Consider the following 20,728-nt stretch of genomic DNA (forward strand, 5'->3'; position numbering starts at 1 on the left):
ATGACGTAGAAGGGGTGTTAAATAAGTATTTACTCCCTACGTTTGGGAATAAGAAGATCAGCGCCATCAATAAAGGTCAAATACTGCAGTTTCGTTCCATCCTCGCCAAAGTACCGGGACGAACTGAGGGATTCTTAAGTCCATCACGCATCAACCATATAATGACTCCGCTAAGAGTCCTGTTAAATGAAGCCGCTGATCGATATGACTTTACCTCACCATGGAAAAATATTAAAGCATTAAAAATTGGTCGAACAGAAGTGGATCCATTTTCACTAGGAGAAGTCGAAAAAGTCCTTAAAAATGTACCTGAAGAATTCCATGCCTATTACGTCACACGCTTTTTCACAGGAATGAGAACAGGTGAAATTGATGGATTAATGTGGGATTGCGTAGATTTAGTCAATAAAACCATTACGGTAAGCCAAAGTTACGTAAGAGGAGAAGTCACAGGGCTTAAAACAACGGGTTCATATCGTGTAATTCACTTAATAGATCGTATAGTTGATGCATTAAAAGAGCACAAACGTACGGCATATATGAAGGACAAATTTGTATTTACTAATAATAAAAGGAAGCCGTTAAATTATCAGGTTGTTTCTCGTTCAGTTTGGTACCCTGCATTAGTAAAAGCAAAACTGCGTCCAAGGAACCCATATCAAACTCGTCATTCATTCGCGACTTTATTATTAGCTTCAGGAGAGTCGCCAGAATGGATTGCAAATCAAATGGGACATACAACAACAACGATGTTATTTCGTGTTTATTCACGCTATGTACCTAATTTAACACGACGCGATGGTAGTGCGTTTGCCGCTTTTCTATCAATGGGAGGGAAAGTATGAATTATTCACCACTAGCAGTCCACTGTACGAGTTTGTGTTTTGATGTTATTCAAACTGAGCAATTTAAAACACTGACCCATAGTGAAATCGATGACTTTCGTGAAGATGTGTATGAACTAGTAAAAGAACGAAGCTTATTATGTCCTAGCCAATATGGTAGAGAGCATCTGTTCATTAGTCATGTTACTGAAGGTATTATTGTAGTCTTAAAGCAATGTCAGCGAAGTCGAAGTGCAAGAGATGCGACTTGGATTTTATCGGCATTAGAATCTAGGATTGATATTTCGATTAAAACTATATTTAATTGATCTCTTATTTGAATAGCAATGTGCATATTTTGCACATTGCTATAATTGGAAATAAAATTATTTAGTGTCTGTCACTATATGTAATTGATTTATGGTATGTTATGTATGTATCTGTAACTTTAGGTGAATTCGTAACATGGCAAATTACAAAAATATATTAGTCGCTGTCACAGGCGCAAGCCCTCAAGTCTTAACTGAAACTATTTATGCTCTTCATGCTCAAGGGAAGCCCATTCCTGAAGAAGTCTATGTTATCACCACTGAAAACTCAAAACAGACCTTAATAAAAGGTTTGTTTGATGAAGGTCAGTGGAACCAGTTACTGCATGATTACGATCTACCTCCTATCGCATTTACCTCTGAGCACATCTGGTTAATCGCAGACAGCGAAGGCAATCCCTTATATGACGCTAAAGGCATTGAAGACCAATCCATTATGGCAGATTTCATTACTGCTAAAATCGCCGATCTTACTTCGCAAAAAGATATTGCTATTCATGCCTCTATTGCTGGTGGACGTAAAACTATGGCCTTTTATATGGGTTATGCGATGTCGCTTTATGGTCGAGAGCAAGATGTATTAAGCCATGTATTTGTTGATGATACGTTTGAATTTGTTAAAGATTTTTATTACCCAACCCCAAGTGATCATTTTATTCAGGGCAAAGAAAGTAAAATGATTAACGCCAAAGAAGCGAAGGTGACATTAGCTGAGATCCCATTTGTGCGAATGAGAACACAAATAGAGAGTAATTTACTTAATCAAGTAGACGAGCATTCCTTCTGTAAAACCGTTTCTGCCCTAAACAGCACCAATACCGAGCAGGTTAAAGTGCATATTTCAACGAAAGAGAAAGCCGTTGAAGTTGCTGGGATTAAAATGGAAATGACGGCTAAAAAGCTAGCGATCTTCTTATTCTTTCTTTTTCAAAAAGAGCGTAAAGCAACATTAGATCGAAGTTTTGAAGATAACAAAAATAACACGGTAAAATACCTAGAGATCTTAGACCATATGCCTGCCGATGTACGTCTTTATAAGACTATGGGTTTAGAGGATGAAGGCCAATGGCGTCAACAACCAATCGATGAGTTAAAAGAGCTAGATAAAGATTTCATTCGCCAATCCCTTCATGGATTACATACGACATTAAAGAAAAATCTTGTCCCTGAATTGTTCAATAAAATAAAAGTCCATTCTGATGGGGCAAAATCAGGTGCAACTTATCATATCGATAAAAATGTGGTTTTTATTTGTAATGGTGAAGAACTGCAATAATTAGAATATTACTCTCATTTTCACAAGCTTATAAACCCCACTCAATTCAGCAACTCACCTACTATGTCTCTCAACGAAACGGATAATCATTGAGAGGCAATATCATGTGCAAGCAAACCAACTACAGCAAATACCAAAAGCGCGTTATTAAGTTTCTAAACGATCTGCTTGGCACTGATACGCCTTTTTCCTATGAAAGAGCCAAAAATAACCATCTAAAAGTCCTGATTGATGGCGTACCAAAGCCAATCTACACAGGCTCAACCCCATCGGATTGTAAATCTATTAATAACTTCATGGCAGAAGTAAAGCGAGAGCTTAAAGCAAGCAAACTAGAGCCAGAAGAAGTTATTAAGCCAACGAAAGTAAAATTAACAGACTTTATCAAGCAATCTAACGATAAGCTGATACAAAGCAGCGTAAAGTCGTTACGAACACGCATTACGACTCTTAAATTACAAGAAGAAACTTTAGTTTTAGATACAAAAAACATCGAGAGTGTGAGCACCAAACGTACAGAAGTTGTAAAACACGCCATCAGTTATGCGTTACAAGCTCGTAAGCAAGGCGCATACATTAAAGCAAAAGAAATGAATGAGATAGAAAAGACAGTGATCACTCACCTTAATTTTATGCTGCCAAGCATGGCGTATTATGCTGAGCTGCTAGATGGAAAAACTAAATACCAAATGAAGCAGGAAGTGCAAACGTCAAAATTAGCACCTTTAGAAGAAAATACATCATGCAACAACGTCGTACAGCTAGAAGGCAAAGCAGCCAAAGAGCTGATTCAGGATAGTGCACCAATGGCTAAAACGGAAACTACGCAACAACCAGTGAGTAGCATGATGAAAACAACGAGTACAAGCAGTGACTCGGCCACTGATTTAATGGCAATGTCGGCTAATAATCGCGTTAATTTATTGCGCAACCTAACCAAGGCCCAGGCACTAATGTTAATTGATGATATTAACCAAGCTATGGCACAAAATAGAGAGGAGGATATTCAAGCCGTTGTTAACCTTATTCGTGATAAGGAATTACCATTAGAAGTGATTATTTCACGCATGGAAGCTGCATAAAAAATAAGGTGCTGGATTAGTAGCACCTTCCATATACTAACAGTATCAATATTGTTTCAATTATCGCTTATTTATTAATGATATAATTTATAAAAGCACTTATTGAGTATAGCATGCCATTAAGGTATGATGTGCTCGAAAATTCATCTATATATCAAACGAGACTATGACTAATTACCTTGCTTCTCTTATCGCTTCATTCTCAGCTGAAACCATATCTAATGCATTTATCTACCTAATCCTAGCCTTACTGGTTATCTCAGTTGTTTTAGCTATTTTAGGTAAAGCTGCTCGATTTACAGCTAGCACAACAAATATTCTTACCTCTTTAGGTATTCTAGGAACATTCGCCGGTATTGTTGTCGGGTTGATGGATTTTGATCCTCAAAATATTGATGGCAGTATCGAGTCTTTATTAGCGGGTCTTAAAACCGCATTTTTAACTAGCTTAGTTGGTATGGCTGGTTCAATTGCTTATAAAGCAATACTTGGTGCTATTCCACAAAGGCATTCAGTAGAAGATAAACAAGTTGGCCCTGAAGAAATTTTTTCGGTTATGTCGCAGCAACTAAAAGCTTCCACAGAACAATTAAATGCATCGAATGAGCTGTTATCAGCTATCAAGGGTGACGAAGACTCATCTCTCACCTCACAAATTAAAAATTTAAGAACAGATATTAATGATGGCCAGCGTGTGTTAAATAATCATTTTAAACAAACTAATGAACGTAATGATGAATTTAAAAATACACTCTGGCAGAAGATGGATGAGTTTGGTGAGTTGCTGTCTAAATCTGCCACAGAACAAGTTATCAATGCATTAAAAGAAGTTATTGTTGATTTTAATAATAATCTTACAGAGCAGTTTGGCGAAAACTTTAAGCGACTTGATGAATCAGTAAAAAAATTAGTTGATTGGCAAGAAAACTATCGTCAACAGCTTGAAGATATGAGTTCAAAATATCAATTGGGTGTAGATGCCATCTCATCAACTGAAAAGTCAGTAGCAAGTATTAATGAACGAGCTGAAGCGATTCCAGCCACAATGGAGAAACTACATCAAGTAATGGAACTTGGTCATGGTCAAGTGACCGAACTTGAACATCGTTTAGAAGCCTTCAAAGACTTAAGAGATAAAGCAGTTGAAGCAATGCCACAAATTCGTGAGCAGATGGATAACACAATGACTGTCATTGGTGATTCAGTGAAAGCGGCATCAAGCCATTATGAATCTATGCTTCAAGAATCACAAAATATCATCGATAATTTCAGTACTACAGCAAATCAAAGTGTAGAAAACATGCGAACCAACTTAGAAGCCGGTGCAGATCAAGTATCAAGTAAGTTGATCGAAAGCTCTCAAGAGCTTGGCGGTAAGTTGGCTGAGGCATCTTCAGATATTCAAGATAATGTATCTACAGCATCAGGAGCATTACAAAATACAGCTTCATACCTAACAGATACAACAGAGCAAATAAGACAGCATCTAGAAGATTCAATTACTGAGTTAAATAGTCAACTTCGAGTTCTTGTAGCAGATATTAAAGACGACGTTAAAGAAACGGGCAGTGTTCTAAAAGAAGCTAATAAAGAGCTATTATCGAGTACTCGTGAAATTCAAACAGAAACAACAACAGCAATCACTAAACTGCACGATCGCTTGGAAACTACATTAGAAGATGTATTCCAAGTACAAGCTCAAGCTGTTCGACGCACCTTTGATAGTTTAGAAGATCAAATTACAGAAGCAGTAGGAAAAACAGGTAACGCAGTTGAAAAGCAAGTAGAAGTACTAGATCACCAAATGCAGCAAGAGATTAATCGAACCATGAATGAAATGGGTGAGGCATTAGCGACAATCACTCAGCAATTTACACGTGACTATCAGAAACTAGTTCGTGAAATGAATAATGTTGTCACTAACAGAGTTGCTTAATCATGGATAAACTATTTGGTTCTTCAAAACGTCCAAGTGACAGCGGCGAGCATTGGATGTCTGTATCAGATTTGATGGCAGGCTTAATGATGGTTTTTCTTTTTATCTCTGTTGCTTTAATGCGCGATGCAATGGTTGAACGTGACAAAATAAAAGAAGTAGCAGAAACTTACCAGCAAACCCAACAAGCAATTTATATTGCATTATTAACAGAGTTTGAAGTTGATCTTAAGCAATGGGGAGCAGAGATAGACCGAGAAACATTAAGCCTTAATTTTACAGCTCCTGACGTATTATTTGCTAACGGTAAATCTAGTCTTACGAGTGATTTTCAAATTATTTTAGATGATTTTTTCCCTCGTTATTTAGATGTTCTTGAAAGTTATAAACCAATAATCCAAGAAATTAAAATTGAAGGTCATACGTCAAGTCGTTGGAATCACGATTCAAGTGATTACGAAGCTTATTTTAAAAATATGCGACTATCGCAATCTAGAACGAGAGCTGTTTTAGGTTATGTAATGACATTAGATAGCGTCCGTATAGAACATTATTCTTGGGTTAAAGGAAATGTAGCCGCAGTAGGGTATTCATCTTCAAAACCAGCCTTAAAAACAAATGGCGATGAAGATGAAAGTCGTTCACGCCGAGTGTCATTCCGAGTCATAACTAATGCGGAAGAGCAAATCCGTAAAATCTTGGATAATGTATGAAGCTGACTGTTACGTTTAGAGGCTTAAAATCTGCGATAAACTTAATGGAACCTGAAAAGAAAGGGGACTTTAATTTAGCTTATACAGAAACGAATATCGAAAAACTTGATTTAGAACTAGCATCAGGTAAAGACGTTGAGCTAAAAGATGTCGATATTGAATCTGGCTTATTAAGTTACAAGGGCAGGCATGTAACTTTATACATCAAAGCAAATGGTCCTAGTGCACGTTTTCACGTAGCAGATTGCTCTACATTAAAAAGTATGCGGGCAAATGGACGTTTTGAGCGCTACGTTGTAACAAATGATACCTCTGGTGAGTTTTTAGTATCATCTGGTTATGGTGAAACTAAGGCAAAACTGAAAGTGTGCCAGAATTGTTTGAAACGGCTAAATTATAAAGGCTGTAAAACGGGTGAATCAATATATCCTATTGTGCAACAGTTCGATATGAAGGAGTTTTTTACGACTTATAGTTCATTCTTTCCACACATGCCAAGTCGTTCGGCTGAAACGGCCAAAACAGATTACACCGAAGATTGGGCAAAAATATCATCGCATTATCGTGTAGAAAAAAACTTTACTTGTGAAGAGTGTAACGTAGAACTCCGCTCTCATCGTATGTTACTGCATGTACATCATGTCAGTGGTGTTAGATCAGATAATCGACCTAATAATCTAAAAGCGTTATGTATTGATTGCCATAGTAAGCAATATAACCACGATCATATGACACCAAGTCATGGTGAAAGACAATTAATAAATAAATTGCGTCAAGAGCAAGGTTTGCTAGATGATTTAGGTGACTGGAAACAAGTATTTGATTTTGCAGATCCTGGTGTTCATGGTGTTTTGTATGCATGTCGCCAAGAGCGTTATCAATTACCTGAAGTTGGTTATTATATTGAAGATGATTTTGGTGATATCGGCGCGAAAGTTGAGCTTGCTTGGCCACATTTAAAGTTCGGTGTTGCTATTTCTCAAAATGACATCGACGATGCAATGGGGTGTGGATGGCAAGTGTTGAATATAAATGAATTTCTTGAAGGTTATAAGCAAAATGCTCAAAACCTAAGAATCCAGAGCAATCGTTGGTAATTAATAATGAAATTACGCTTAGATGAAATAATAGAAAGAATAATTACAATCAACCATGCTTGGAAATTGTCACGAGATGAATTTGGAAATGATTTTGTTGCCACTAAATCATTTAGAGATACAAAGTCATCATTGCAAGCAACTTTATTAAGAGAATTCCCTGATGATGTTTATTTAAAAGAAGCGACTGATGCTCATGAACATGCTGAAGAAATGTACAGTGTGAGGTTGTCTTCCAATATTGTTATTAATGGAGTAGTTCGCACAGACATTGAGCACTTACCAGTACGTATCGCTCATGAAATATTTACAACTCAAGAACTTAAAAAATTAATTAAATAAACATACCTACTCTAAGTGGATTAGTACATATGATATTAAGTAATATTGTTACATTCGGACTCATTAGTTTAACTCTTTTATGTTTTTGTTTTTTTTGGATTAGAGCTTTAAAAGCGAAAAAAAATGAAATTACAAAGCTAAAACAAATAAAAACACTTAAACAGAGATTTTCTGATGGAAAATTTGATATTAAACTACTGTCAAGTGATGAGTTAGTTTGGATTACCGATCATTTGATTTATGAAAACAAAGGTGATTATTATGAAATTGAGGCTAAAAATAACCAATGGCTTTCAAAGTCACCTTTATCACAAATGCTCCCAATATTTGATTCTAGTCGTTATAAATTGGTTCCAGCATTACTAACAAGTATTGGTATTACTGGTACATTTTTAGGTATTACATTAGGGCTTAGTGAGTTCAGCATGGCTGGAGATTCAAAAGCTTTACTAGCATCAGCAGCTGAATTACTTGAAGGTATGAAAACTGCTTTTTATACCTCTTTAGCTGGCCTATCTACATCTGCCATATTTATGGCAATAATGAAGCACTCTTCAAGCTCAATAGCGAAAGCTCAATCTAAATTCATGGCTGAAATAGCGGGTCAATATCTTGAAGCTAGCCCTGTTATGTATCTAAAACAAATGTCAAATGAAGGTCAAGAAGAAGCGATTAATGCACAGATAAAATCTTCAAAAGCGATTGAGGGACTCAGTGGTAGTATGAATTCAGTTGTAAATCAACTATCCACATTAGGGGATTCTTTTAATGGTAAAGTCATTGCAGAAACAATATCGTCTGCTGTTAGCGATTCAATTAGTGAACAAATGGTGCCTGCATTAGAAGGTATTAAAACAGAGCTATCTTCTTTAAAGGATATCAAAGAACAAAGCCAGAAAGAGCTTATGGAACTTATGATAGGTGAGATGAAAACTCATCTTATCGAACCTGTTGTTATTGAATTAAACAAAACAACAGAAGCTGTAGAGAAAAGTAGTAAAGTGACTCTGTTTTTAAATAAAAATGTAGAGAAAGTTGTAACTCAAACGGCCAATACTGTTGAAACGATAGATAATTTCCAGCAAGAAACGATGGTGAAATTACAAAGTTTTGCTGAATCATTGAAAGAAATCCTAAGTAGTTTTAAAGATGATACTCAAGGAGCTATGGGAACTATCGCTCAAGAAGTTCAATTAATGCTTAACAGTGCAACAGAAGGTATGGATAAACAACGAATTGCATTTGAGGATAGTTCACAGTCAGCAGCACAAGCATTTGATGGTATTAAAAACTCAATGGATAGTGCTTTATCAGAAAGGCAATATGCAGAAAAGCAATTATTTGAAAGCGTAACTGGTCGAATTAATGCTTTGTTAAACGAAATATCAACCTCATTTGAAGATCAAACATCTGTTATCTCTAATACAGGGAAGGCAGCAACTAACTTAATGAATCAGGCTCAGACTGATTTTGAAAAGTCAGTTGAAACTCGCCGAGAAGGTGAGAAGCATTTATTAGCAGAAACAGAAGAGCGTTTGAAATCGCTAATTAATGAAGTTTCGGGCTCTTTTGATAAACAAACTGATGTAATTTCAAAAACGGGTGAGATAGCAACAAACTTAATGAACAAGGCGCAGCTGGACTTTGAAGAATCTGTTGAAATTCGACGTGAAGGTGAAAAAGAGCTGTTAACTGAAACGGAAGATCGTCTTAAATCATTAATTGATGAAATATCTTTATCTTTTGATAATCAAACAACTGTTATTTCTAAAACTGGTGATACTGCAGCTAAGTTAATGAATCAAGCTCAAAATGATTTTGAAAAATCAGTAGAAAGTCGCTGTGAAGGTGAAAAGCAGTTATTTACAGAAATGGAAAGTAGAATTGGCTCGCTTTTGAACGACTCCCAAATAATATTCAAACAACAAGCAAAGACTATAGAAAAAGTAGGAGTGGACGCATCAACAGTAATGATATCAGCAAGAACTGAGTTAGAGCAGGGGTTAGGTGATATTGATCAGAAAGTACAATCTATGTCTCATACTGTTCAAACAGAACTAGAAGCATTCCGAGAACAATATCAAAATAATTTAACAAGTTACTTCACTCAACAGAATAACTTACTCGAAGATAGTCTAGGTAAACAAAGAGATGGCTTAAACGGAGTAGTAGATAACTTCCGTCAAGTATTTGAAAGTGAATATAAAACTCGTCATAACTTACTGCAAGAATTGACAGCTCAGCATGCAAAACTTCAAGAATCAGCGAAAACTATTGAACAGGTCGCAAAAGCTATTGGTTTGAATGAAGCCTCTAAAATGGCAGAGCTACAAGATGCTGCCCAAACGATGGGACGTGAAATTAGTCAATTAAAACTGGAGTATTCAAAGGCTGCCGCCACGTTTAATGATGTTACTGAAAACTTACCTAAAGCAATGGATGATTATTTCACTCGCGCTAATCAAAGTTTCGAGGGCTTCTTTACTGATTTTGATACTGCCGCAAGCTCTATTCATAATAAGTTGTCACAAGCCGCTGGGTATTTAATTAATTCACAAGTACAAAATCGTGAATTTGAAGCCGATAAGCATCGTTCTGAAGGAGTTAGCGCATAATGCGAAGCTTGCGGAGTTCAACTCAAAACGAAGACACTGATGAGTCTGGCGTTTGGTTATCTATTGGTGATTTGATGTCAGTATTATTGATGATATTTGCGCTGCTATTAATTAGTGCCTTGGTGCAAATATCAGAAGTATATGAAAATAGTCAAACGACGCGAGTGGTTATCATTAAGGGAATAAATGATGCACTGCAAAGCTCTGGTATTGAGGTTCAAGCAGATAGCGAAACTGGTGATATATCTATTCTTGATTCAATTTTATTTGATCAAAATGACTATAAACTTAAAGAGTCAGGTAAAGAGTTTTTAGAAAAATTCATACCAATATATTCTAATGTGATTTTTCAATCACCGGAAACGACAAATGAAATATCCCGAATAGTAATTGAAGGGCATTCAAGTTCCGAAGGTAGCTTTAATCGAAATATGGAACTAAGTGTATTACGAGCAAATAGCGTAACGGCATTTGTCAATAGTATGCGATTTCAGCATAAAAAAGCTTTTTTCAATAAAACAGTGATTTCAGGCCGTGGTCCTATTGAAGCAGATCAAACTAAAACTGAACCATCAGATCGAAAAGTAAAGTTCCGTTTTCAGTTTAAAGATGATCAATTTTTGGGATATTTTTCAGAGGTAGAGAAAGTTGACTAGTAAAGGCTTTACATTTAATCAACCTAAATTACCAGGGATGAATAATATAGATCGAATGCCATTCGATGATTTTTTCCATATAGATGGTATAGATACTTTATTACCAAGTTTTCCTCCTAAAAGTATTCAAGAAATTATTCGGTTAGTTGATGCAGATAAAAGTGACGAAATATCAATTTTAGAGTGGTTGGATGTTATTGAAAATGCGGCGCAATGGAAACAACTAAATACTGATGAAGCTTATGATGCATGTCGAGCAATTTGGACCGCTATTGGCATTAATTCATTATTGGCTGATATTGCATTTTTTAAAGTAGGGCTAGCTCTCGATGGGAAAAAATCTTCAATTCATAAAGACTTACTGAGCAGCATGCATATAGCACGAAAGGTAGTTACTAATTATGAAAATAAAGAAAAATTAGATTGGTTAATTTCTTTACAATCAAAAGACTGGGATGAATTAGCCTTATCTTGTATTCAATCATTTATGACACCTTTGCAAAGGATTTCTATATTAAAGTTACCTAAAGCTAATGAATATTATCAAATGCTACCAGATAAGCTTATTAGTGCAGTAAGTGACCCATTAGACCATAAGTCAGATACTTGGTTAGACCGATGTTTTTATAGTTTTAAAACAACACAAGAGCGCTTAATGTTTTGTGAAGAAGCGATTAATAGCTATGATGATTACGGTTTTGAATTAAAAAAAATTATCATTGAGTATTGCATGCCAGATGTAGATGACTCTTTCTGGTATGACTTGAATGAGAATAGTAAATTAACGTTAAAGAAAAAGTTCAATATTTCTAATTATTATGAATTAAAGAATATTTCTAGATTGATTTGCAGTATAGATGGAGTTGAGGCTTTACAATTAGAAGAGCATGAAGTTCGTCAAATACACAGCAGAACTATGTTTTGGTCGAATTATAGTTCGAGATTTAATCGCATCCGTTGTCTTTTACCTTCGCTAACATATAACTTTATTTCGAAAACGACGAAAAAGCTTTCATCACAAATTGAAGCCTTCTCTGAAGAAAAAGAAAGTAATTATGAAGTATATATTTTCGAATTAGAGAAAATTATCGTTGTAGAGTTTTTACGTGGAGGCTTAAATGAGACTCGATTTTTTAAAAATAATGAATGGAATGCAAAACGCTTATTTGAGTCAGAAGATTTAACTGTTGATGCGATACGTGAAATATCACAATTAGATGTTCACGATCATGTTTCATCATGGCAATATTTTTGTGAAAAATTATTGAGAACAAAATTAAAAGTAGTTCCTGATGATAATTTACCTTATTTCAGAGGGCTACCACCCTCAGTGAATCAATATAACTCTAAAACAGGTCTTATTAAGCCCGATTTTAGCTATTTAGATGAGCGTTCACGTAAGCTTGCTCCATGGGTTGAGCGTTTTTGGCAAGATGAATTCAAAACAGCGAAATATGGGAACCAGTCAGATTTACAGAAAAAAAGTAATGTATACCTGACGAAAGCTTATACTGCCCGTCAGTTAGGTAATGAGGATGAGTATCAGCTTTATCTTAAGAAATCAGCTGAGCAAGGTAATTCGGAAGCTATGTGGCAATTGGGTCGAAGCCTTTTATTAGGTCGTGGTAATTCACCTAAAAGTCGAATTGATGGTGAAACATGGATTGCGAAGGCTGCAGGAAAGAATCATCTTGAAGCTGTTGAAGCAGCAAAAAAATATAGTATTACAGCCCTTAAAGATGATGCGGAAAATCATGTTCAAATATCAGACAGTAGAGGCATGAAAAAAGTCGAAGAGCTTCGAAAAGAAGCAATGTCTGGAAATTATGACTCAATGTGTATTTATGGAGTTCGATTATCAGGAAGACTTGCTCCTTCAGACAGAAAAGCGGGATTACATTTTTTAAAAAATGCGTTAAGTATTGATCAGCAAAAAACTATTCCTTTTTTGTGGGAAGTTATTGAAAAAGCAAAAAAGAACAAACGTTTTGATACTTATTTAGAGGCTCTGGATATATTAGCTAATATTAAAAATGTCGAAGCACTTATAGAAAAAGGGAGCTTTTTATCTAAGCAGGCATCCCAAATATCTAGACATAAAGGGATTGAATCTTTATATAAAGCAGCACAGCAAAATAATCAGAATGCTTTTGATTTATTATGGGATATTGTAACGATGTCTAAATTTAAAAATAGAATTGATGATTATGAATTGACTTTAAATTTACTAATAAAGCTTAATGACGCAGCCGCTAAATTAATGTTATCGAAACACATCAAAGATGTGTACTAATATAATGAAGTTTCTAATCCCTCTCTGTTTCTTGTATAAGACTATACGTATAGGGGGGGGTGAAGAAGAAATTTTTAATAAACATTCTATTTTCGCCCACCTACATCATCGTTTTACCCTCAGATTTCTGGTATAAAATAGCATGCTTTATTTACGCCAATAAAAATCATAAGTGGCAGTAATGTAAACAAAAAGATTTCATAAAATAGCTAGGTATCTATGGAAAAATCAAATTTTGAGTTCTTAAAAGGCGTTAATGATTTCATGTTCACGATTGCTCGTGCAGCAGAGAAAAACTACCCTGATGACCCAAACACAACATTAGTGAAAGCTCGAATTTTTGGTGAAGCTACAGCAAAGCACCTGGCTAAGCTATTGGACATAGAAGCCCCTGATAACCAACACGACCTTTTACGTGAACTAGGTAAAATCCCATTTGTTGATGACAGCATTTTATCGGTTTTTCATAAGCTTCGTAAAATTGGCAATCAAGCGGTACATGAATACCATGATGACTTACAAGATGCGGAAATGTGCTTACGCTTAGTGTACCGTCTGGCTGTTTGGTATTACCGCTTAGTCACTAAAACATATGATTTTGTTGCTCCAGTATTTCAATTACCAAGTTCTGAAAATAGCGAACAATTTGAGCAAGAGCTGCTGTCATTAAAAGAAGCCTTAGCTGAAGCTCGTCAAAGCGAAACGCAAACTAAAGCAGAAGTCGCTGCACAAAATGCCAAGCTAACAGCATTAAATGGCTATATATCTGTTCTTGAAAGTAAGCAAGAAGAGACAGCAGAGCAAACCGAAGATCGCATTAAAGCACTACAAGCTCAGCTAAAAGAAAAAGACGAAGAAATTGCCAAGAAAACAGAAGCAGAGCGTAAAGCGTACAAAAAACAAATTACCGATCAAGCAGCTTCTCGCTCTTTGGATCTTAATGAAAGTGAAAGCCGTTACCTCATTGATAACCAACTGCGAAAAGCAGGGTGGGATGCTGATAGCAAGTTACTTAGCTTTGCCAACGGTACACGCCCACAAATCGGTCGAAATATAGCGATTGCCGAGTGGCCAACAGGCAAAGATGAAACGGGTAAAACAGGCTTTGCCGATTACATTCTATTCATTGGTCTAAAGGCCATTGGTGTTATTGAAGCTAAAAAAGCCAATAAAGACGTAGTGGCAAAATTGAGTGAAGCTTATCGTTACAGTAAATACTTTGACAACGATTTTCTACGTAATGAATTACAGCAAGCCGCGAATGATCAAACCGTACTCGATCTAATTGCCGAATTATTGCCAACGTATTTACCCACATGGTCTGATTCATCCAGCTCAGAGTCGTATAAAATCCCATTTTGTTTTTCTGCCAACGGTCGTGCTTATCGCTCAGCAATAAAAACCAAAAGCGGAATTTGGTATCGTGACGTTCGTCATGCGACTAATATGCCAAAAGCACTCCCAGAATGGCACAGCCCAGAAGAGCTACTTGCCAAACTAGAAAGTGACAATCAACACAGTAACCGTTGGTTTAGCGATAATGTCGACATGAGCGATCTTGGGCTGCGTTATTATCAAGAAGAAGCCGTACAAGCGACAGAAAAAGCCATCATAACAGGCCAACAAGATATTCTGTTAGCAATGGCAACAGGTACAGGTAAAACACGTACCGCCATTGCATTAATGTATCGTCTAATTCAGTCACAACGATTCAAGCGAGTGCTGTTTTTGGTGGATCGCACCTCATTGGGTAAACAAGCGTTAGATTCGTTTGAAGACACCAACATCAAAGGCGACACATTTAACAGTATCTTCAATGTAAAAGGGTTAACCGACCGTTTTCCAGAGGACAGCACCAAGATCCACGTAGCAACGGTTCAATCACTGGTAAAACGCACACTGCAAAGTGACGAGACCATGCCTGTTGGTCGTTACGACTGCATTATTATTGATGAAGCGCACCGAGGTTATATTCTTGATAAAGAGCAGACCGAAGGTGAAGAAAAATTCCGTAATGAGTTAGATTTTATCTCCTCATATCGTCGTATTATCGATCATTTTGATGCAGTGAAAATTGCTCTAACCGCAACGCCTGCACTGCATACCATCGACATTTTTGGTGGAGATAAGAAACAGCCAGTGTACCGTTACAGCTATCGAAAAGCCGTTATTGATGGCTTCTTAACCGATCAAGAACCACCAATTCGTATCATCACAAGATTGAGTGAAGGTGGCGTGTATTTATCGCAAGGCTGTGAGGTTCAACGTTTATCAAACCAAGGCGAGTTAATTAACGACACCTTAAACGATGAACAAGGATTTGAAGTTGCCGATTTTAATCGAGCCTTAATCGCCTCAAATTTCAATAAAGTGGTATGTGAAGAGTTGGTGCATCATATTGATCCAACCAGTCCGCAAAAAACCTTAGTCTTTTGTGTGAACAACACCCATGCAGATTCTGTGGTGGAAGAATTACGCGCGGCATTTAAAACAAAATATCCGCAATTAGAACACGATGCGATCATCAAAATTACGGGCGATTCAGATAAAGACGCCAATAAAGTGCAATCTATGATCACCCGTTTTAATAAAGAACGCCTACCTAACATAGTAGTTACGGTCGATTTATTAACTACAGGTATCGACATACCAAGTATTTGTAATATCGTCTTTATGCGTAAAGTACGCAGCCGTATTTTATACGAGCAAATGAAAGGCCGAGCTACGCGTCAATGTCCTGAAGTGGGTAAAACCTCATTTAAAATTTTCGATGCGGTTGACTTGTATTCAACCCTACAAAGCGTCGATACCATGCGCCCGGTGGTCGTTCGTCCAACGGTGGAGCTACAAACCTTAGTCAACGAAATTACCGATTCAGAAACCTATAAAACCATAGAGGCGGACGGACGCAGTTTTGCCGAGCATAGCCATGAGCAGTTGATAGCCAAATTGCAACGCATCACAAGCCATGCTCATTTTAACCGTGATAAATCCAAAGAGATTGAAGCGCACATTAAACGCTTTGATGAACTGTGCATGGATAACGTAGGGTGTGACTTCTTAGGGCTTGCCAAAACGCTCAAAGAGAAAGGGCCAAAATGGTCAGCCGAGATCTTCAATGCTATGCCAAACATGGTAGGACGTTTAGAGCAGCTAAAGCTAGACATTAATGAACTGCGTGACATGCCGATCTTCACGGATATAGAAGATGCCGTGATCAAAGTGGAAACCCTGTACGGCGAGCACAAAAACGCCGACGATTTTTTAGACGCGTTCGATGGCTTAGTCACACGTTCAGCCAATCTACAAGACGCGTTAGACATCATCATCAACCGTCCACGAGATTTAACACGAAAAGGCCTATTAGAACTACAAGAGTGGTTCGATGCACAAAACTTCAATGAACCGACGCTAAAAACCGCATGGAAAGAGAGTACAAACCAAGACATAGCTGCACGATTAATTGGTCACATTCGTCGTGCCGCCATTGGGGATGCGTTATTGCCGTTTGAACAACGAGTCGAAATAGCGTTAGACAGAATAAAATCAAGCCAAGAGTGGCAACCCGTTCAACTGCAATGGCTTGATCGCATCGCGAATTCAATAAAAGAGAAAGTAGTGCTGGATGACGACACCTTCAAAACGGGTAATTACAAGCGTAGTGGCGGAAAACGTAAGCTTATGAAAATCTTTAATGATGAATTAGATGGCATACTGCTTCAGTTCAATGAATTTATGTGGGATGAACCTGCATAAATTGATAACACCTAGTCTTAAACACTATTTGTTTTGCTGTTTGATTGAGTGAGTCGCAAATATCAAAACAATTATCAAGTACCTTATAATTTGAGGAAAATTATGGAACTGAATAAATTTGTGGCAAATAAAGCACGTCCTTTACCTGTAATCGTAATGGCTGATACAAGTGGTAGCATGAGTATCGATGGGAAAATTGATGCGTTAAATCGATCAATTAAGGACATGATATCGAGTTTTGCGAGTGAAAGTAGACTGAGAGCAGAAATTCATTTATCTATTGTAACCTTCGGTGGTGAAGCTGCAATACACCTTCCTCTAACCCCTGCTCACCAAATAGAGCAAATAGAAAACTTCATTGCTCGAGGAACCACTCCTTTAGGGGCTGCTTGTACAATGGTTAAGGACTTGATCGAAAATAAAGAATGTATTCCTTATAGAGCATACAAACCAATCATCATTTTAGTTTCTGATGGGTACCCAACAGATAACTATAAAAACTCATTTGATGCATTGTTAAGTAGTGAAAGAGCTAAAAAAGCGACGAGGTTTGCTCTGTCTATCGGTAATGATGCCGATAATGCTTTACTTGAATCTTTTGGAAACGACCTAGAAGCTCCTTTATTTTTTGCACATAACGCAGCTGAAATCGCTCGCTTTTTTCGTGCAGTGACCATGAGTGTTGCTAATCATTCTAAAAGTCAAAAACCAAATGAACCAATGAAACTAGAGTTTGTTCAGAACGAATTGGCTGATGATGATTTAGATATTCCGCTATAAATGAAAATTAGCATATTAAAAACGACTGTTATCGGTCCTTCGCATTCTGAGTTGAAAATTCCAAATCAAGATGCTGTCACATCAAAAAAAAGGAATGGTCGATGGGCTGTAGCAGTTGCTGATGGTATGGGGTCTAGAGACTTGTCCCATATAGGTTCTAAATTAGCAACGTATTTAGCTGTCAACATCTGCTTAGATAAAAGCGAAGACATTTCTGATAAAGAGCTTATCACTGACATCTATACCAAGTGGCTTGCTGGACTAAAAGACAAAAACATAGAACCAAATGATGCCGTTACTACTTTAATGGTTGTCTGGGGCAATTCAAAAGGTGAATACCGTTTTATCCAACTTGGCGATGGTGTTATTTGCAACAGTATTATTAATCACTCTTTTTCTGAAGATGAGTTGTTCTCAAACGAGACAACAGGCCTGGGTCTTAGTAAAAAACTTTCTGATTGGCGTATCGGTAGAGGTAGATTAAGTCAGGCAATTAGTGGATTAGTACTAATGACAGACGGAATTTCAGAAGATATTGAAGATCACCTTGGATTTTGTGACTCCATACTAAAGCGTGCTCAGACAGGAAGTTTAAGAGTTATTAAGAAAAACCTAAAAGGCCTATTACATAATTGGCCTACACCACATCATACAGATGACAAAACAATAGCAGTGGTTCTAATAAATGAATAATAAAAAGAAAAGTACTGTCTACGACAAGCATGACAATGCATATGAGCTTACTAAAAGAGTTGGTCAAGGCGGACAAGGTATTGTTTGTCAAACTCAGATAAATGGTATTTTAGTAAAAATCCTAAATACTAAAAATGAATCGGCAATAAAGAAGTGGCAAAAACAAATAGACTGGAGTCTAAGGCAAGACTTAACAGGATTAAATTTAGCTCTCCCAAAAATACAAATAACTAAGCCTCGGCTAGGTTATGTTATGGAGCTAATGGATGGGCTGATCCCGCTTCAAAATATATTAGAGAAAAGTTTTAGTGATCTAGTAGATAACCAAAGTATTAAGCAGTACATACAAACTGGAGGCTTGAAAAGACGCCTTCAAATTCTGCTTAAAGTCGCAAAAACGTTAGCGAAACTCCACAGCCGAGGCTATGCGTATGGTGATATTTCTCCAGCAAATATCTTTGTTTCGGAAGATAGTCGTTATTCAGAAGTTTGGTTTATTGATTGTGACAACTTATGTGTTAACGAAAGAGAAGGATTTACTCACATATATACGCCTGGATACGGTGCACCAGAAGTAGTTAGAGGCGATATGGGCGTTAACGCATTAACGGATCAATGGTCATTTGCAGTGATGGCTTTTGAGTTTCTTACGCATCAACATCCATTTAAAGGACTTCAAGTTGAAGACGGTGAACCAGAGTTAGTAGAAGAACAAGCTTATAGAGGCGAGCTGCCTTGGGTATATGATGCCGAAGATGAAAGTAATGAAAGTACTGGTGGCATTGATTTGACTTTAGTCGCGAATAAAAAACTTCATAAGCTATTTGAGCAGTGTTTTGCCAAAGGAAAAACTTCTCCTTATGAAAGGCCTTCATTAAGCACTTGGTGTGGAGTCATACAAGAGGCACTAGACCATTTAATAGAATGCCCAAATTGCAGTAGTCATTATTTTACCAGCCTCCAATTCGATGAACAAACTTGTCCATTTTGTTCTACTTCCGTAGGGCAGGAGTATTATGCGGTATTAAGGCAGGTTATATACCTAAATGAAGAGGATTCGCAATATACCTTTAATGCGTCTGAAGGCTTCATTGAGACTGATAATGTGCGTGTTGTTAGTAACGGTATGTCTCTAACATTTAATTCTGCGCCATACAATACAGAACTATGGTTTGAAAATGATGCAAACTTAACCGTTACCATGAGCAAGGGGGATATATATTTTATTCCCGAGTCGCATGCGGTTTGCAATATATCTCGTAGAAATGCATCGCAAGTCCATCAAATTACACATAAGCAGAGAATAGGCGCAGAACGTCGCAGCGCTACTGATCCTTATGAGTTTACAACGTGGTTAAAATCTGATGAAACCAATCCAGATCTTATTGATTTATTTAAGGCTTATCGATGGCAAGTGGTGTGAATTAAATTATGAACTTATTAGATACTAAATGCCTTACAGCCGACGTGATCGAGCTTGTTTTCGAAGATCCTAATGATGCAAATTTGAATTGGAAAATTGGTGAAGAAGTAGAATTGTTTTTTGAAATAGACTCATACTATGTCAAACAAGGAGCTAAAGGTTTCTTTGCTGAAGTTAAGTTTAAAAACACATCTCTTGCTATGGCAGTATCAGGGAGTAAAGCCAGAAAAATTTGTGCTATTTCTTGCTACAAAAACACTCGTGCGTTAGCGATTCGCTATGTCGACCTAATTGATAGTTACGATGAGAATATCGAATTTAAAATCGAGCCCACCTTTATTGAAGCTATCCAAAAGCAAGTTTCAAGCGTTTTAGACGTTGAGAGTGCTCGTAAATGGTTTCATGACGAGTTCGTCTTTGCAAAAGATGATAAAGGTGGGATCTTTATTGAGTTTCCTGACAATTCGAAGGACTCATTTTTCCTTATTGGTAAAAATCACAAGGTGTTAGTTGATAAGGTTAGGAAAAATTGGCACCTTTCTTCAGTTCGCCAATTTGACGGTGACGCAGATAAGCTTTATGCATATTATGGAAATCATGCATTAGAATTAGATGGTATTGAAGAACAATTAAATAGTTCAAAGTACAATCATCAACTTGAACAGCATCTCCAGGATAACGCTAGTTATTTTAAAATTTGGCAAAAATACTCAGATCTCCACTGGGAACAACACTCTAGGTTAGCTAAAGCAGTTGGTTTCCTTGAATACGAATCCACCGATAGTGACTCAGACACCGAAATTAGATTTAAATTTAAGGTTGGAGATAAGTCATTAAAGGTTTTTTTTGAAAAATATAAAAATGAATTAGAAGTTCTTGGAGAACCCTTCTCAATGTCAGAAGTTGAGTTGCA

General features: G+C 36.9%; 16 protein-coding genes. All 16 read left to right on the forward strand.

Features of this window, described 5'->3' with window-relative positions; genetic code table 11:
• On the forward strand, window positions 1-845 hold an 845-nt coding region (locus AACV33_RS16785; RefSeq protein ID WP_182700437.1), incomplete at its 5' end, for a site-specific integrase.
• Window positions 842-1,153 carry a hypothetical protein gene (locus AACV33_RS16790; protein ID WP_182700438.1) on the forward strand — a complete coding sequence of 104 codons (312 nt, stop codon included), beginning with the start codon at window positions 842-844 and terminating at the stop codon, window positions 1,151-1,153. The genes AACV33_RS16785 and AACV33_RS16790, both read left to right, overlap by 4 nt.
• A 136-nt stretch (window positions 1,154-1,289) precedes the next feature.
• Entirely contained in the window at window positions 1,290-2,429 is a 1,140-nt protein-coding gene (gene csm6, locus AACV33_RS16795) for a CRISPR-associated ring nuclease Csm6 (RefSeq protein WP_182700439.1), read from the forward strand.
• A gap of 104 nt (window positions 2,430-2,533) precedes the next feature.
• Window positions 2,534-3,511: a hypothetical protein gene (locus AACV33_RS16800; RefSeq protein ID WP_182700440.1), complete on the forward strand. Its 978-nt coding sequence runs from the start codon at window positions 2,534-2,536 to the stop codon at window positions 3,509-3,511.
• Window positions 3,512-3,677: 166 nt separating this feature from the next.
• Window positions 3,678-5,447, forward strand: a complete 1,770-nt coding sequence (locus AACV33_RS16805) for a hypothetical protein (protein WP_182700441.1) — start codon at window positions 3,678-3,680, stop codon at window positions 5,445-5,447.
• A gap of 2 nt (window positions 5,448-5,449) precedes the next feature.
• Window positions 5,450-6,160: an OmpA family protein gene (locus tag AACV33_RS16810; protein ID WP_061004444.1), complete on the forward strand. Its 711-nt coding sequence runs from the start codon at window positions 5,450-5,452 to the stop codon at window positions 6,158-6,160.
• Entirely contained in the window at window positions 6,157-7,257 is a 1,101-nt protein-coding gene (locus AACV33_RS16815; RefSeq protein WP_182700442.1) for an HNH endonuclease, read from the forward strand. Before AACV33_RS16810 ends, AACV33_RS16815 begins: the two co-directional genes overlap by 4 nt.
• Window positions 7,258-7,263: 6 nt before the next feature.
• Window positions 7,264-7,599 (forward strand): hypothetical protein, encoded by a 336-nt coding sequence (locus AACV33_RS16820; RefSeq protein WP_182700443.1) that lies wholly within the window; start codon window positions 7,264-7,266, stop codon window positions 7,597-7,599.
• A gap of 29 nt (window positions 7,600-7,628) precedes the next feature.
• On the forward strand, window positions 7,629-10,214 hold the full coding sequence (locus tag AACV33_RS16825; protein ID WP_182700444.1) for a hypothetical protein: 2,586 nt from the start codon (window positions 7,629-7,631) through the stop codon (window positions 10,212-10,214).
• Complete coding sequence (locus AACV33_RS16830) at window positions 10,214-10,870, forward strand: OmpA/MotB family protein (protein WP_182700445.1); 657 nt, start codon at window positions 10,214-10,216, stop codon at window positions 10,868-10,870. The genes AACV33_RS16825 and AACV33_RS16830 overlap by 1 nt, the downstream gene beginning before the upstream one ends.
• On the forward strand, window positions 10,863-13,163 hold the full coding sequence (locus AACV33_RS16835; protein WP_182700446.1) for an EH signature domain-containing protein: 2,301 nt from the start codon (window positions 10,863-10,865) through the stop codon (window positions 13,161-13,163). The genes AACV33_RS16830 and AACV33_RS16835 overlap by 8 nt, the downstream gene beginning before the upstream one ends.
• Before the next feature lie 219 nt (window positions 13,164-13,382).
• On the forward strand, window positions 13,383-16,919 hold the full coding sequence (hsdR, locus tag AACV33_RS16840; RefSeq protein WP_182700447.1) for a type I restriction-modification system endonuclease: 3,537 nt from the start codon (window positions 13,383-13,385) through the stop codon (window positions 16,917-16,919).
• Window positions 16,920-17,021: 102 nt separating this feature from the next.
• Window positions 17,022-17,699 carry a vWA domain-containing protein gene (locus tag AACV33_RS16845; RefSeq protein WP_182700448.1) on the forward strand — a complete coding sequence of 226 codons (678 nt, stop codon included), beginning with the start codon at window positions 17,022-17,024 and terminating at the stop codon, window positions 17,697-17,699.
• Entirely contained in the window at window positions 17,700-18,392 is a 693-nt protein-coding gene (locus AACV33_RS16850) for a PP2C family serine/threonine-protein phosphatase (RefSeq protein ID WP_182700449.1), read from the forward strand.
• Window positions 18,385-19,815: a protein kinase domain-containing protein gene (locus AACV33_RS16855; protein WP_182700450.1), complete on the forward strand. Its 1,431-nt coding sequence runs from the start codon at window positions 18,385-18,387 to the stop codon at window positions 19,813-19,815. Before AACV33_RS16850 ends, AACV33_RS16855 begins: the two co-directional genes overlap by 8 nt.
• A gap of 8 nt (window positions 19,816-19,823) precedes the next feature.
• A partial coding sequence (locus tag AACV33_RS16860; protein WP_220488715.1) for a hypothetical protein occupies window positions 19,824-20,728 on the forward strand: 905 nt, incomplete at its 3' end.

Source organism: Aliivibrio sp. SR45-2 (genome assembly GCF_963890165.1).
Classification (GTDB): domain Bacteria; phylum Pseudomonadota; class Gammaproteobacteria; order Enterobacterales; family Vibrionaceae; genus Aliivibrio; species Aliivibrio salmonicida.

Bases quoted from the DNA above. Each gene is read 5' to 3' on its own strand.
- AACV33_RS16790 (WP_182700438.1), top strand. From the start codon at position 842: ATGAATTATTCACCACTAGCAGTCCACTGTACGAGTTTGTGTTTTGAT.
- csm6 (WP_182700439.1), top strand. From the start codon at position 1,290: ATGGCAAATTACAAAAATATATTAGTCGCTGTCACAGGCGCAAGCCCT.
- AACV33_RS16800 (WP_182700440.1), top strand. From the start codon at position 2,534: ATGTGCAAGCAAACCAACTACAGCAAATACCAAAAGCGCGTTATTAAG.
- AACV33_RS16805 (WP_182700441.1), top strand. From the start codon at position 3,678: ATGACTAATTACCTTGCTTCTCTTATCGCTTCATTCTCAGCTGAAACC.
- AACV33_RS16810 (WP_061004444.1), top strand. From the start codon at position 5,450: ATGGATAAACTATTTGGTTCTTCAAAACGTCCAAGTGACAGCGGCGAG.
- AACV33_RS16815 (WP_182700442.1), top strand. From the start codon at position 6,157: ATGAAGCTGACTGTTACGTTTAGAGGCTTAAAATCTGCGATAAACTTA.
- AACV33_RS16820 (WP_182700443.1), top strand. From the start codon at position 7,264: ATGAAATTACGCTTAGATGAAATAATAGAAAGAATAATTACAATCAAC.
- AACV33_RS16825 (WP_182700444.1), top strand. From the start codon at position 7,629: ATGATATTAAGTAATATTGTTACATTCGGACTCATTAGTTTAACTCTT.
- AACV33_RS16830 (WP_182700445.1), top strand. From the start codon at position 10,214: ATGCGAAGCTTGCGGAGTTCAACTCAAAACGAAGACACTGATGAGTCT.
- hsdR (WP_182700447.1), top strand. From the start codon at position 13,383: ATGGAAAAATCAAATTTTGAGTTCTTAAAAGGCGTTAATGATTTCATG.
- AACV33_RS16845 (WP_182700448.1), top strand. From the start codon at position 17,022: ATGGAACTGAATAAATTTGTGGCAAATAAAGCACGTCCTTTACCTGTA.
- AACV33_RS16850 (WP_182700449.1), top strand. From the start codon at position 17,700: ATGAAAATTAGCATATTAAAAACGACTGTTATCGGTCCTTCGCATTCT.
- AACV33_RS16855 (WP_182700450.1), top strand. From the start codon at position 18,385: ATGAATAATAAAAAGAAAAGTACTGTCTACGACAAGCATGACAATGCA.